This is a genomic window from Pelagicoccus mobilis (assembly GCF_016595505.1).
GTDB classification, from domain to species: Bacteria; Verrucomicrobiota; Verrucomicrobiia; order Opitutales; family Opitutaceae; genus Pelagicoccus; species Pelagicoccus mobilis.
This window is the reverse complement of the sequence record NZ_JAENIL010000026.1, coordinates 94,356-109,075: the sequence shown is the minus strand read 5'-3', so window position 1 is coordinate 109,075 and position 14,720 is coordinate 94,356. Positions and strand designations below refer to the sequence as shown.

General features: G+C 50.8%; 11 protein-coding genes. 2 read left to right on the top strand and 9 right to left on the bottom strand.

Annotation, left to right across the window (positions count from 1 at the left end):
* Positions 1-188 precede the first annotated feature (188 nt).
* From JIN87_RS14840 to JIN87_RS14805, 8 genes are all read right to left on the bottom strand, one after another.
* Entirely contained in the window at positions 189-854 is a 666-nt protein-coding gene (locus JIN87_RS14840) for a 3-keto-alpha-glucoside-1,2-lyase-like domain-containing protein (protein ID WP_200356367.1), read from the bottom strand.
* Positions 855-1,011: 157 nt separating this feature from the next.
* On the bottom strand, positions 1,012-4,251 hold the full coding sequence (locus JIN87_RS14835; protein WP_200356366.1) for a PVC-type heme-binding CxxCH protein: 3,240 nt from the start codon (positions 4,249-4,251) through the stop codon (positions 1,012-1,014).
* Complete coding sequence (locus JIN87_RS14830) at positions 4,241-5,317, bottom strand: ThuA domain-containing protein (RefSeq protein WP_200356365.1); 1,077 nt, start codon at positions 5,315-5,317, stop codon at positions 4,241-4,243. Before JIN87_RS14830 ends, JIN87_RS14835 begins: the two co-directional genes overlap by 11 nt.
* A gap of 21 nt (positions 5,318-5,338) precedes the next feature.
* Positions 5,339-6,154: a sugar phosphate isomerase/epimerase family protein gene (locus JIN87_RS14825; RefSeq protein ID WP_200356364.1), complete on the bottom strand. Its 816-nt coding sequence runs from the start codon at positions 6,152-6,154 to the stop codon at positions 5,339-5,341.
* Positions 6,155-6,943 (bottom strand): alpha/beta fold hydrolase, encoded by a 789-nt coding sequence (locus JIN87_RS14820; protein ID WP_200356363.1) that lies wholly within the window; start codon positions 6,941-6,943, stop codon positions 6,155-6,157.
* Entirely contained in the window at positions 6,940-7,842 is a 903-nt protein-coding gene (locus JIN87_RS14815) for a sugar phosphate isomerase/epimerase family protein (protein ID WP_200356362.1), read from the bottom strand. Before JIN87_RS14815 ends, JIN87_RS14820 begins: the two co-directional genes overlap by 4 nt.
* Positions 7,843-7,904: 62 nt before the next feature.
* Positions 7,905-8,657, bottom strand: coding sequence for an AraC family transcriptional regulator (locus JIN87_RS14810; protein ID WP_200356361.1), 753 nt, complete (start codon positions 8,655-8,657; stop codon positions 7,905-7,907).
* An 84-nt stretch (positions 8,658-8,741) separates the two neighbouring features.
* Positions 8,742-9,662 carry a hydroxypyruvate isomerase family protein gene (locus JIN87_RS14805; protein WP_200356360.1) on the bottom strand — a complete coding sequence of 307 codons (921 nt, stop codon included), beginning with the start codon at positions 9,660-9,662 and terminating at the stop codon, positions 8,742-8,744.
* Between the two features lie 474 nt (positions 9,663-10,136).
* Between JIN87_RS14805 and JIN87_RS14800 the strand changes: the two genes are divergently transcribed.
* Both JIN87_RS14800 and JIN87_RS14795 read left to right on the top strand, forming a co-directional pair.
* Positions 10,137-11,426, top strand: a complete 1,290-nt coding sequence (locus JIN87_RS14800; protein WP_200356359.1) for a c-type cytochrome — start codon at positions 10,137-10,139, stop codon at positions 11,424-11,426.
* Positions 11,427-11,497: 71 nt separating this feature from the next.
* Positions 11,498-12,937, top strand: a complete 1,440-nt coding sequence (locus tag JIN87_RS14795; RefSeq protein ID WP_200356358.1) for a DUF7133 domain-containing protein — start codon at positions 11,498-11,500, stop codon at positions 12,935-12,937.
* Positions 12,938-13,050: 113 nt separating this feature from the next.
* Here JIN87_RS14795 and JIN87_RS14790 read toward each other — a convergent pair whose 3' ends face one another.
* Positions 13,051-14,559, bottom strand: a complete 1,509-nt coding sequence (locus JIN87_RS14790; RefSeq protein ID WP_200356357.1) for a sulfatase family protein — start codon at positions 14,557-14,559, stop codon at positions 13,051-13,053.
* Positions 14,560-14,720 lie beyond the last annotated feature (161 nt).

Genomic DNA, 14,720 nt, shown 5'->3' with positions numbered 1-14,720 from the left:
AAAAACTTAACGTAAGAGGCTGCTCCAACGCCGTAAACGGAAGCATAACAGACTCTTTATAGGGGCCTTACGACTTAAGTTGACGCCAATGCGCATTGCGGGAACAGTTTCTTCCGAAGGCTCGCCACTAACATTTTGAATACAAAGCCCCGATCTCAACAAGAGGTCGGGGCTTTTTGATGGGAGAGCTACAACGACTTAGCTCTCACATTGTCGTATTTCATCTGCCGACCAATCACCGTGAAACCGAATTGCGTATTCGTCTGGTGAGCCAGACCAGGCGACTTCAATTTACCTTCCCTTTTCCCATCAATGTCCACTGTCATAACATCTCCCTGCATTCGAACCGTCATCGTATACCAACGACCTTCTTCAAACATAAAGGGCACAAAAACTTTAGTTTCAGCCAAGACCTTCTCCACATATTCCGCATTCGCAGGATCCTTTCTTAGCTCTCGAAACTCCAAGTTCATCGCCCCGGTATAGTCGTCCTGAATAGAGAAACCACGTTTGGAAACAGACACTCGACACGTGTGGCCAGCGTGCACCTCCTTGCAGTTTTTGTCATCGACCACAAAATTGAAACGGTCAGCGCCATCGAACATGAAATCATACTGGATTTCAGCGTCTCCAAAATTCCACTGCGCTCGTGTAACAGCACCATGATTGGCCCCTTCATTCATCCAGGCATGAAGAACACCATCTTTGATCTCAAAGGACTTGGCGTGACTCATCCACACATCACCAAACTCGGCACGGTTGAAATCGTCACTATAACTTTTCGCTGGATTAGCTAAAACGGGAATGGTCGATAATAGCCCAAGAGAGCAACAGAAGAACGCTTTACACTTCATTGTATCTGTCAGGTTGAGGTTTTCGGCATAAGGCGAAGGAACCCCTTCGCCTCGCCATCACCAAAGCCTAGGCGACAAGAGAGAGCGATTCGCGTAGAACTGAACCAATTCAAGGTAACATGACTCCTGTAACACGAAACCTAATACCTACTCCCGATCAATCCATCTCGTTGAAAGGGTGCTCTCTAAGAAGCTCTTCTACCGAATAGAAGTCATTTTTGCCCATTGTGCTTTCGCGAACGGATTCGACTGCTTCACTCGAAATAGAACGGGCAACCCCCTTACGGTCACCAAAGTTAATTCTGACATAAGTTAGAACCGCTGCAATCTCCTCATCGGTTAGCATCCCTTCGAAAGCGGGCATCGGAGGCACCCCAGTCGCTGGATCGTACACTTTACCAGCTACTTCGATTTTGCCAGTTATCCCCTTTAGCACGAGTTTGATCAGGCGTTCATCGTTACCTTTTACCCACTCGCTATTTAGAACAGGCGGATAAATTCCCTCGATAGCCCCCTTGCCATCGTCGCCGTGACATGTTCCACAGTATCCGTCCCTATGATACACTTCCTTACCCATATTAAACTGGGCTAGATCAGTAGCAGAAAGATTCGTGATTTCGACAGCCTTACCTTTAAAGGAGAAGCGTTTACCACCTTTGGCATAGGCAACCAGCTGTCTATCCCCACCGAGATCAATTCCGGATTGTTCGTACGCCTTCCTAATCTCATCCCCATAGATCTCAAGACCAGCGTTAAGCGTGGGCTTCAACCACTTAGTGATGGGGCTAGATAAGGACTTCACAACAAGCTCTGGCCCAATCTCACTCGCATGAGAAGCCGTCACCAATGCCGCTAAGCGGACTCGCGGGCTTTCATCTGCGATCGCCTTGCGAAGGTAGTCGTCAGCATTCGCTACATCATCATAAACAAAACGAAGCACAGTAAGCGCAGCAGTACGGGCACGGAAATCATCAGCGTTTAAACACTTTTCAAGCAGACTTACATCTACTTCGCCCACACCCCAGCTCACCCAGAGGGCCTCCAACAACAAGCGTTCGTAGTTCGTATCCGATTTATCAAGATTCGCTACCCACGACTTTATAGCAGGAACCAGCTCATCCGCAGATCGGCCACGCAGCTCGCGACGGCTACGATATCGAGAGCGGTACTCGGAAAGCTTCAGGTTTTCTAGCAACGTTTCGATGCTGGCTCCGTCGATTTCCGCGGGCGTCACCAAGTTTCTAGAGGGGTAGCTCAAGCAATAGATGCGACCGTGGGCCTTATCCCGATTCGGATCACGAGCTGAGTGCTGCATGTGACCTATCAATGGATTGTACCAATCGACAATGTACAAACGGCCATCCGGCCCAAACTCCAACTCGCATGGTCGATAATTGGGATCGGTGGATGAGATCAAATCCTGACGCAATTCACCGGTGAACCCTTCCTCGTCATCGCTCACTATCATGTGCTGCTTCGTACCAAGGAAACCAATCGTATTGTTGATCAAAAAGTCGCCTTGGACGTCGTCGGGAAAATGCCCGGATGATACAAACTCAGCTCCAGACGTGGGGCGCACCCGGTGTGTAGTGAACTGGGCGACCTTCCCCATCTCGCGTCCATGTGGCAGTTTAGCCATGATCGGCAATCCCCACCAATTCGCGCCACCAGAAGCATCCGCAAGAAACAGCTCTCCCCAATCGTCAAAAGCGATTCCCCAAGGATTAGATACGTCAGTTTGAATGTATCTCTCTAGCTTCCAGGTTCGTGGGTCAAAACGCCAAACGCCCCCATCTGTGCAACGCTCGGTGCCATAAGGGGTTTCGACCTGAGAGTGCAGAAAACGTCCTTCCGCCATGTAGATTCCTCCCTCTGGTCCCGCACTGAAAGAAGAGATTGAGTGGTGAGTATCGTGCGAATCAAAACCATGCAAAATGTACTCAGTACGATCAGCCCGATCATCGCCGTCTTCGTCAACCAATAGAACGAGATTCGGCTGCTGTGCCACGTAAACCCCTTCTGGAGCCAACTCAAATCCGATCGGCATGTGTAGTCCGTCTGCAAATACTGTTTTAGTATCCGCTCTCCCATCTCCATCGGAATCTTCCAAGATCAAGATTTTGTCATTCGGCTTCCCGTCGCCTGGGCGATAGTGCGGGTAAGATGGAATAACCGCCACCCACATACGTCCCTTCGCATCGAAAGACATCTGCACCGGACTTCCCAAATCCTCAAACTGAGCTTCGGAAACGAACAGATTCATCTGATACCCCTCCGGCAATTTGAAACGCTCCAGCGCTTGATCTTCAGGGAGAAACTCGATCGGGTTGCGGTAGTTCGTTTCGATCGGCGACAGCTCTCGCGTCTTTGAATCATCGACTACGATTCCTTCTCCGCTTCCTGTACGCGCCAGTTCATCAATCGCAGCTCGGCGCAAATCAGTCATCTGACGAATTTTCTCTAACTCCTCGGGATAATTATCATCGCCAAACGGATTATAGCGACGTCCAAACACATGCACTCCATTCAGGATTCGGTAGTCACTTCTCCAGTGCCAATTCTTATCTTCCACGGCAGCATACATGTGATCGTAGTCCGCTGAGCTCTTTCTCTTTGAGCCTGGATACAGAGCGTCCACCAGTCGCTTCGCTACGAAACGATACCCCTCATCGTTCATCAGAAACCCATTGATCGTGTAATCGCTTTCCGGTGACGAGAACAGGTCTAGTGTAGGCTGATAAAGGTCTATAAACTTGAGTCCTCGTTTCTTCGCGACCTTACGCATGACCGCAGAGTACGCCTCGAGGCGTTTGTTCTCCTCCACCCCGTCAGGTAAATCCTTGCGGCTGGACAGGTCTTCAAAAGCAATCGGAGAGACTAGAGTGAGTTGCGGTGAAGAATCTCCATTGTAACGCTGATTCAGCGTGTGCGTTACGAAGGCCTCCAGTTCTTGCTCGTAATGAGCAAGACCATCCGATCCGGAAAAGGACTCACTGTATCCGAAAAAACCTAGCACGTGGTCGGTCTCAAGACGCGTTAACCATTGATCAGGTGTCTCGAAATGTCCTCGCCCATGATGGATCTTGAATTCTGGACGAAATCGTTCCGCTCCCGGAAAGGCCCACGGAGAGTTACGAGCGGGGTGTGGACGAAACCCTGGCGTGTCACCAGGACGACAGAGATTATTGAATACAACCTTCTTGTCTGGGAAACGCAACTGGAGTTCAGTCTCGAAGTGAGGATAGTAGAGCATACGCTCACCCAATCCTCCGCCTACAGCAGATATCGTTTCAGTATCGTCAGCAGCGAAAAGGCCACTGACAGCAAAGACCAAGGAAGCAGATGCAACCAGCGCCTTCACCCGTGTAGTAGCAAAAAAAGTGGGCTTAAAGATCATGATCGCTTACTTGAATATTCTTTTTCTGATAGTAACCGTCTTCTTTGTAGAAATTATACATGGTTGGCTGGTAGTCGCCTACGACTTCTAGTTTCACGCCAGACTTCGGAACCTCCATTCCAAGGCTCCAATAAACGGCATTTCCTAGCAACGTGCGGACTCCGCTTTCTAGGAAATCCACCGAAGCCCCGATGGTGGCCATGAAGACTTTGCCCTTATCGCCTCCCTCAAGTTGGTAACTCTTAGTCCAGGCGATCGGCATCATCGGATCGTTCTTATCGAAATTTGGATCATCCTTTCCGTACTTCGGAACCTTCTCATACGGTCCTTTGCCTATCGGAGGATCGTCGTGATTCATACCTGCCAAGACTTGCCCCATTACCACGGGCTCGATGTCCGCATTTGGACGAAACTTCACACCGTACACATCCGAAGAGCTCCAGATCTCACCTTCACCGATTCCGCGAACGAGCTCATTGCCCTCGACCACGATCCCGCGCTGGCTTTCCTTCTTGTGCCAGCCATGGTGGGACACCCATGTAGTTCCAAGAATGAACTCGCCGAAACCGCCGTGCCATTCCGTTTTCTCCCCTTTGTAGTTGAAACTCCAATGCGCCCATTTCGAATCCTCCTTGGTTCGAAATCCATGCGTCGCTGTCCGCAAACCGATGACCGGTTTCCCAGCTAGCAAGTAGTTCTCGAGCAATTGCATCTGCTCATCGGGCAAGTCGCGAAACCGAGTAGAGATGATCATGAGATCAGCTTCTTCTAAGGTTTCTAGTCCTGGTATATTGTTCAGATAATTTGGATCCACCAAGCCCGGAGCCTCTGGGCTTTGGGCAAAGAGCACGGTGCAGGTAAAGCCATACTGCTGGGAGAGCATCTTACCAAGCTGCGGCAGCGCCTCTTCTGAACGATATTCTTCATCGCCACTCACCAATACGATGTGCTTCCCGGCACCAGGGCCGCCTTTACCTTTGTAAGTCTGCCACTGTTTCACCTCGTTGCATCCTCCCGCTCCCATCAACATAATCACTATCCCAATTAATAAGCCGATTTTCTTCATATCCAGTCTTTGTCTATCCTCTTAACAATTCACGATCGGGATGAGCTTATCCCGAACATATACTCCATCATCACTCGCTATCTTATCCGGATCTACGACAGCCTCATCGCATTCGTCTTCCACGACGATCCAACCTTCGTATCCAGAATCCACGAGATAGCGGGTGATCTCCTGGTCATCGATCGATCCCTTTCCAAGTGGAGCCCAACGCCCGTCCTCAAACATATCCTTATAGTGAACGTGAACCACCAACTCGCGATACTCTTTGATAATCACCAGAGCATCCATCCCTCCCTTAGCAATGTGACCTGCATCCGGAATGTAGCCAATGACCTTTGCATCCAGACCATTCAAAAGAACCTCATAATCTTCCCGCGTCCGATAAACTGAACCAGCTGGCGAATTCGGGTGGTAACCGACACGGATCCCTTTATCGGACGCACGTCGAGCGATCTCATTCACGCACGTCAGAAGATTCGTTTGCCTCTCCCTCAGATTCTCTCGATCTGTCCCTGGCATCTGACACAAATTGAGCAGCGTGTCTGGAAAGTTTTCCAAAATTTGGATACACTCGTCTGCCCGCTTGCGTTCTGCATCCGTCTCCCCGTCGCCCAGCCAATCCTCAACGAGAGTCAAGGCTGGCAACTGAACAGAATTTGCAGCCAGCTCTTCCTTCAAAAGCACTGGATCCTCAAGTCGGCCTAGGAAACGCGTTTCTGGCTCAACGCCAGCGAAACCGGCGTTTCCCGCAACCTTGAGAATATGATCGAGCTGGCCGTCGTACTTACCGCCGCTCATCTGCCAGGTATAAGTCTGGGTTCCGATCCGAATTCCCATCTATTTTCCCTCCAGCAAAAATTCAGTTGTTACCTTATTGAAGCGTTCCAATGCTTCCCAGTGGTGAGTATGCGCACAGTCCTCAAAGACGACGAGTTTCGATCCGTCGATGTGCTCCTTCAAATACTCAGCTCCTTCGATCGGAGTAAAAATGTCCTTATCGCCAGCAGTGATCAAGGTTGGCACCTTTATCTGATCGAGACGCCCTGTAGTATCATGATTGGTACATGCGTCGCACTGCCCCTCGAATCCTTGTCGAGGCTGCGGTAGCTCAACGCCTTTCATATCATAGCGTGCCTCCTGTAAGGCATCCTCATTTTCCGCCACATACTTTGGTCCCCAAATCCACAATTGAAGCAGCATCATGAAATCCTCCAATTTGCTGTGGGCACGCATCGGCTTGAAGTGCTCGAATACCAACTTCATGTAAGGGCTGCACTTGGCCCAAGTCGCGATGAGAACGAGCCGACTTACCTTCTCTGGGTGACGAAGTGCTAGTGATTGGGCGATCGCTCCACCCATTGAAATACCGGCGACTGGAGCAGAAGAGATACCTTCTTTCTCCATTAGAGCGGCCACGTCATCTGCCATTTGATCCGTGGTGTATGAGCCCTGAGGTTTTGGCGACAAGCCGACCCCACGGTTATCAATCAGGTAACACTTGAAGTGTTTTTGGTACTCATTGGCGTGCTCTTCCCAGACCGGACCATCAGCGCCCAGTCCCATAATCAAGATCAATGGGTCGCCTTCTCCAATTGTGGTGAAATTCAGTTCGACAGCCTCGCTCATTTCCGGTCCTCCAATAGTTTGTTGACGAAAGGAATCGCTTTGCGCCCGTCCTCTTCGGTTGTTGGGCAAAAGCAAAAATCAAAGCACCACCAATCCAGCGATTCCACAGAGTCGCCAAGCTCTTCCAACACCGCTGGGAAGCCTACAAAACCGGCGCCGAACGGAGCGTGCACACTTGTCTCTTCGTCGTGCAATTTACCGTCACTGTCGATCAAGTGAAAATGCCCGATGTGTGGCTTCGCAAGGCGAGCGTACTCGTTTAGCCCACCCTCTAAAATCTCCTTTTCGCCATGGTGACGCGCACCGATTACTGCTCCCATGTAAGCATGGCTCGTGTCGAACAGCAGCTTGAACTTGTCATGGTCAACAGTCTCCACCATGCGAATCACCTCTGATGCCTTGTTTAACCAGAACCCTGGTTCAAACTCCCATACGATCGTCTGTCCGTTTTTCTCAGCGAGTTCCGCTGCGGCTCTCCAGTTATCCGCCAACCGTTTAAACTGCTCCTCGTAGGCTGCTCCTTCGATCGGCTCAGGAGGCGTTATTGTATCAGTCCTCAACAATTCGATGCCCATGCGAGAGCAGAACGCTGTACACTTCTCAACTTCAGCCATGTAAAGCCCTTGCTCGACCTTAGCTGGAGGAGCCATCGTGAAATCAGGAGCGTATCCAGAAATCCCAAGTCCGAGGCCATCGAGGTACTTCTTCAACTCGGCGCACTTAGCATCTGAGTTATAGACATCCGGATGAGGGTGCGGATGAAAACCGTTTATCTCGATTCCGTCATAGCCCGCCTCCGCAGAATACTCGCAAACCTGGTTAAAGGTCCATGGGTTCTTCTCAAAGGGGCCAAAAGAAAAGGCCCAGCTCCCAATCGAAAACTTCGGTTTTTTCGTCATAACTTTTTCTATACAATTAATTTGAATCAAGCGGCAGGACAGTCGCTATCCGGGATCCTCACTTACTTTACGTGAGTTTCTCGGTAAACCTGCGGCGTCGCCTGCATCAAGCGGGCAAACTCTTTTGTCATGTAACTCTGGTCGCAAAAACCACAGTTCGCAGCGATCTCAGCGATCGTTTGATTCGTCTGAACGAGCTCACGACAGGCAGCGTTGATCCTTACTTTCTTAACGTAAGCACTTGGGCTAATCCCAAATTTGCTCTTAAACTTTCGTTCGAACGTTCTCAGCGTGAGACCCGCTTCTCGGGCCAACTCACCGACTGATATACGTCTCGCATAGTTCGCTTCAACGTAGTCGATTACCTTATACATCTCCGGGTAGGCACCGAGAACACCGCTCGCGACTGCAAATGGTCGTGTCATTCCCTCAAGACCGATGATCTCTCCATTTCTCCCATAAAGCGGCACCTTTGTAGTGGTGTACCAATGAACCGACAGGTCATTCCGCGTGACCAGCTCCACTTTGTTGGACATTACTTCGCCCTGCCCCATCACAAGCTCGTCATCCTTTAGATAGGCCTCAGCCAGATAAGATGGCACCAACTCAAAGTCAGTCTTGCCAATTATCTCCGACTTAGAAACTCGACCGAGCAATAAGACGAGCGGTTCGTTCGCAGCCATAATACGCCCTTCTCGATCTTTGGCGAAGTAACAAACATCGCCCATATGAGCGAATAGAGAAGAGCCGCGACGGCCCGAATCAACTTGAGCAAAAAAACGCTCAGCCACCGATTCTGTTGATTGTGCGATCATCTTAACAAATAGGGAGGGCTACGCTCCGTCGCAGCCGGTTAGTTTCATTCTTCCAGAACCAACTTGAGATGGCTCTCCAGCCAGTTAGACAGTACAGAGGGCCACTGCCTCTTGCAGGGACTTGTAGGGATCACGCGTCGGGATGTATTCATGCCCTACATACCCTTGATATCCAATATCCGCCAAAGCCTGCATTACGGGCCGGTAGGCGATCTCTTGTGTGTCGTCGAGCTCACCTCGACCCGGGTTGCCAGCAGTATGAATGTGTCCGATCACATCCTTGTACTCGCGTAGGCGGCGGATCAGGTCCCCGTCCATTATCTGAGTATGATAGAAATCGAGCAGGAGCTTTACGCTCGGAAAGTTTACACGTCTTAAAATATCCACGCAGTACTCGATATGCTCCCCCTGATAGCCGGGATGCCCTTTCATCGGGTGAGTGTCATCGCGCGTATTCAATGGCTCGAGACAAAGAGTCACGTTCATCTTCGCCGCGTATTCGGCCATTTTCTTGAGCCCTTTCACGCAATTGCCCGCCCCCTCTTCCATACCGATCAAGCCACTATTGGGGTCATCCGGATTCTTGTACGCATAACCTGTAAACGCGATTACATTTGGACAGCCATACTCGGAGGCGGCGTCGATCGCCTTTTTAGTGCGCTCGAAGAGCTTTGGCCAATGATCCGGGTTGTTGTAACCGTGGGTGAATGGCGGATTCGGCGACATATCTAAGCCAAGCAAGGCACATGTAAGACCGTGCTTCTTGACGGTTGCCAATTCCTCCGCCGTGTTGACCAGCTCGACACTCTCGCACCCTAGCTCCTTAGCCACTTGGCAGATTCGTTCCAAGCTCCACTTCTCCCCTGCCGCGTTAAAGCACCAAAATGCGATTGATTGTTTTAGCCGGCCTTTCTTCATGTGTGTTTCCGCCATCATACTTGTTCCAGATAAGAAAGAGGCACCAGCGATGCCCACCGAACTGCGTAGCATTTCACGTCGATTCATAGGTTTTGGGGAGTTTCAGGGTTTAGTCGCCGATCATTCGGCTAGGCAGGGGGAGCCTTCGCTAAAAGGTATAGCAGGAACTACACACTTTGCATAGAGCCGAGCAGTGCTTTCCATTGTACTTTTACGCCAACTATTCTCTCCTGAATCAGTTAAACCGAAAAAGCTATTAGACCTCTCGCAGTGGCTGAAAAGCTGAATCAGATCAACTACTGGCTCATGACGCATTTCCACAATTCCTAAGACCTAGACTCGCTCCAGCCCCAGAAGGCCGATCAATCCACCCGTTTAACCTCATCCATCTCAATGCGAAAGGAGTACAAAACCAGAAACCGTGCCAAGGTAAACGCCTCTCATTAGTGAGTCTTACTAAAACGATAAAACCGTAACGTTTTTGATTTACATTATAGTTGGCGAGACCATCCCCGGCTCACATCCCCTGACTTTTCACGCTAATCCATCCCTCTCGTTCTTATGCGAAAACTCATTCCGACCCTAAGTCTTGCCGTTGCAGGCTTCGCTTCAAACGCGCTCACAGCTGACGAGGCAAACATCGCCAAAGGCGAAGCGATCTACCAGAGCATCTGCTTTAGCTGCCACGGCAAGAACCTCGAAGGAGCAACCGGTCCAAAACTCACCGATGCCGAGTGGGTCCACGGTTCTTCCGATCAGGAAATTTTTAACAGCATTGCCAATGGCTTCCTGGAAAAAGGAATGCCAGGATTCAAAGGCGTTCACACCGACGCTGACCTTCGCTCAGTAGTTGCATTTATCAAGTCTCGCCGCCAAGGCCTAAGCAACCTCAGCTACGAGCTCTACGAAGGACTCAGCGACGAGGATTTCTCATTTGAGAAAATTGCAGCAGTCGAACCGACAAAAACCGGCGAACTTCCCAATGGAATTATGGATACGTCCTTCGTCGAGGTTCAGGACTACGCGATTCTTTTCAAAGCCAACCTCAAAGCGCCCAATCCCGAGACACGTCATTTTAAGGTCAATGGAGGCTGGCAGAACCGTCTTCGTGTTCTACTCGACGACGAGGAGCTGAATACTGGCGAGCACTTTAACGCCACTGACAAGGTCCTCGAAAGTTCAGAACAAGAACTGCAAGTTCTCTGGCAGCGTAAGCATAAGAATCCACGCATCCGGATCTCAGCGTTTCTCGTGGGAGACAACGAGCAAAACGGGCTTTCCCAAGCCGCCGTCGAACACCTCAAGAAAACAGTGTTCATGGTCAAAGCGGAAGGCGACGAGCCTTACCTCGTTCGCAAGTCCATCGATCGCGTGCCTGACAAGTCGATCGCCGTCGGTTTTCCAGGCGGTCTCAACTACGCCTATCACGCCCCTACAGGAGCGATCGTTGGAGCGTGGAAGGGAGACGGCCTCAACATCGGTCCAAATATCATCGGCCGTGGACAGGAAGGCAGCCGACCAATCGATCGCTGGGTCTTCGCCGACTCAACTGGAATCGGCCTTACTGTCGACGGACAGCCAACCGCATTCAAGCTAACCGAATACACACGTGGCAAAACTCCGACTTTCCTTAGCAAAAACGGAGACTATCAACTCCAAGTGGTTGTAAGCCCATCAGGCCCAAGCGCATTGAAAGTCAACTACACGCTCAGCGGCAAGACCCCGAAAAGCGTAGAGCTCAACGTACCCGCCGAGGCGAAGATCCAATGCGAAGACGGTTCTTTAAGCGGGAATGTCCTTAAGATCGCCCCTGCGAAACTCACATCTTTCACCCTCACCCTTTCCGAGTAAGCACGAAACGAAGGTCGCGGCCGTCTGACCTGATGGCCAACAACACGAAGCGCCCAAAGCCTATCATGAAAATGAATACAAAATTACTCACCCTTTCTGCTATCGCCGCAGCATCTACTCTTTCGTTAACACTATCCGCCGACGAGAACTACGCACCATCGGGGTACAGTATCGAAACGGTCACGACACCTGATGACGTTCTCTTCCACATCACTGGCCTAGACACCGCAGCAGACGGAACCGTTTATTGCGCAACTCGATTTGGCGATGTCTGGACTTACAAGAACGACTCCTGGACAAAGTTCGCAGATGGGTTGCACGAGCCAACCGGCCTGCTTGTCGACGAAGACGGCTCGATCCTCGTGGCGCAAAAACCTGAACTCACACGTCTGGTAGATTCTGACTCCGACGGCATCGCTGACCGTTACATCAGCTTCTCAGACGGCTGGGAGTACCATGATAATTACCATGAGTTCACATTCGGTCCGGTAAGAGACAAAGACGGCAACTACTTCGGTACCCTTAATCTCAGCCACAACGATCCTGACGCCTTCTCCCTCGGAGCGATGGGCACCTCAGGAGGCTATAGAGGATTCGCCTTCAAGGTTTCTCCAGATGGAACGTTTTCGCCTTACGCTCACGGTCTACGCTCGCCTGCAGGGGTCGGCATTAGTCCGAACAACGAAATCTTCTTCACTGACAATCAAGGCGACTGGGTCGCAACGTCCAAGCTCCACATCATCGAGGAGGGAAAATTCTATGGGCACCCAGTTTCCCTCATTCAGATCGATGGATACGACCGCAAAAAGATCGCAGCCATGGAGCCTGAGGAGTTTAACCCTTTCCGCGAAAAACCTGTTCTCTGGATTCCCCACCAAGAAGTGGCCAATTCGCCAGGTAACCCGGAATGGGACATGACAAAAGGTAAATTCGGGCCCTTCTCTGGGCAGATTTTCATCGGAGACCAAACTCAGTCCAACATCTTCCGTTGCGGTCTCGAAAAGGTGAACGGCCAATACCAAGGCTTCCTTATCAATTTCATGAGCGGATTCCAAAGCGGCAACATCCGCCTCGATTTCGACTCGCAGGGACAACTCTGGGTAGGCCAAACCGCTCGCGGCTGGGGAGCAAAGGGTAACAAACCCTTCGGCCTGGAAAAGGTCGTCTGGGATGGCACACATCCATTCGAGCTACTCGACATGAAGCTAACGAAGAAAGGCTTCCAGCTTACTTTCACACAGCCAGTCAACCCTAACTCTATCGACGCCGAGTCACTCGTATTCGAAAAATGGGGATACAACTACTGGGGTAACTACGGATCACCGAAAGTCGACGAAACACCCGTTGCGGTGAAGTCCGTAAAACTGAAAAAGGGCAACACGGTGATCGACGTTCAACTCGATCTGCAAACGGATCAAGTGTTCAGCGTCAAATTCCCAAGCGTAAAGAACAAAGACGGTCACTCCCCTAGCGTGACTCAAGCCTACTACACGCTGAACGAGCTTAAATAAGGAGGGCTACGCTCTGTCGTAGCCATAACAATCTACTTCCCCCGAAACGCGACCTAACCCGGTCGCGTTTTTTATACCCTAACACCTATAACCCAGCACCTACCGCCCCGCAACTACCGTTCCACCGAGTATCCTTGCTCCCGATACGTCTGCAAGAGAGCAGCCATTCGCTCGACTCGCTCAGGATGTTGTTCGGCTAAATTCACGCGCTGCCCCGGATCTTTCTCCATATCGAAGAGCAATGGCCCCTTCTCGAAATCTTGATAGCCACGTAGCTCCTTGAACGCCTGCGGCATTTTGGAGTGTTCGCCAGTCTTCTTATTGATATAGCACCATTTGCCCTGCCGTAGCCCCCAAAGACCATCAAAAGTATTGTGAACAGTCGCCTCTCGTAGACCTCCATCCGAGCTTTCGCCACTCCAAACCCGGCTCAGATCATAACTGTCAACCGCAGCTCCATCCGGTAGGTCGGCACCAACGACTGAAGCGATCGTCGCCATGATATCGACTTGCGAAATCACTTCATCCGAGACACTTCCCGCTTCTATCTCACCTGGCCACTTGACCACAAAGGGAACATGATGCCCACCCTCCCAAACATCACGTTTCAACCCTCTTAACTCTCCCATACTGAAGTGACCAAATTTCTCGGCTCGCTCAAACGCGTACTTCTCAGGGCCGTTATCAGCAGAAAAGATCACGATCGTATTCTCGTCGAAGCCATTCACCCGCAGAGCCTCGAGCACTTGCCCGGCAACCCAGTCAGATTGGTACACGAAATCTCCATAGGGCCCCGCATCAGACTTCCCCACGAATTCCTCATTCGGGATGATCGGGGCATGCGGAGACGGAAGAGGAAAATATAAGAAAAACGGCGTATCTGATTTCTGATTACCGATCCACTCAACCGCTTTTTCAGTAAGTGTTGGCAACACTTCATAAGGATTCCATCCCTCTACCTTAGGCCCGGGACGGAACTCCCAATTTCCCTCGGGGATCGGGAAGCCGATATCATGCGGATCCATAACAGCAGTCGGTACCTCCAAAATCTGTTCATTCTCCACCCATGCGTAAGGAGGAAAATTGATAGTCCCATCACCAAAATAGTAATCGAACCCTCGATCGAGCGGTCCCCCTTTCAATGGACCGCTCCAATCGACCTCCTCCGGGAGATAGAACTTACGCTTTCGATTCCACTGGACCACTTCTCCAGATGGGCCTCCGTTGAACTTCCAGTCGAAGCCCAAATGCCATTTGCCAATACATGCCGTGCTGTATCCAACTTTTTGCAACATATGAGCCAGTGTGAAGTCCGAATCACTAAAGAACGGTTTCCCAAATGAATTCACAATCCCGTGCTGACGCCGCCAGTGGTAAATCCCCGTCAATAAAGCGAAACGACTGGGTGAGCAAATTCCGGAAGAGCTGTGAGCATCTATGAATCGCATTCCTTCGGCCGCCAACTGATCCAAGTTCGGAGTGGGAATCTTGGAGTCCGGGTTTTGGCAGGCGAGGTCTCCGTAACCCATATCATCCGCATAGATGATAACGACATTCGGACGCTTCGCGAGAGCGAGCGACGTGACTACAAGAGCGGCGACACAGCAAAACAGGGATTTCATACTAAACGGGGATAATCGTTCGAATTGATGAGCAAGATACAGATGCAGTCAACGAACAGATCGAAACTACTAAGTTTTGACGAACGGACTACACAATCCATGTCACTGAATTGATAATTCAGAAAACTCACGCTAACTCTCGCTTGGCGACTCCTACTCAA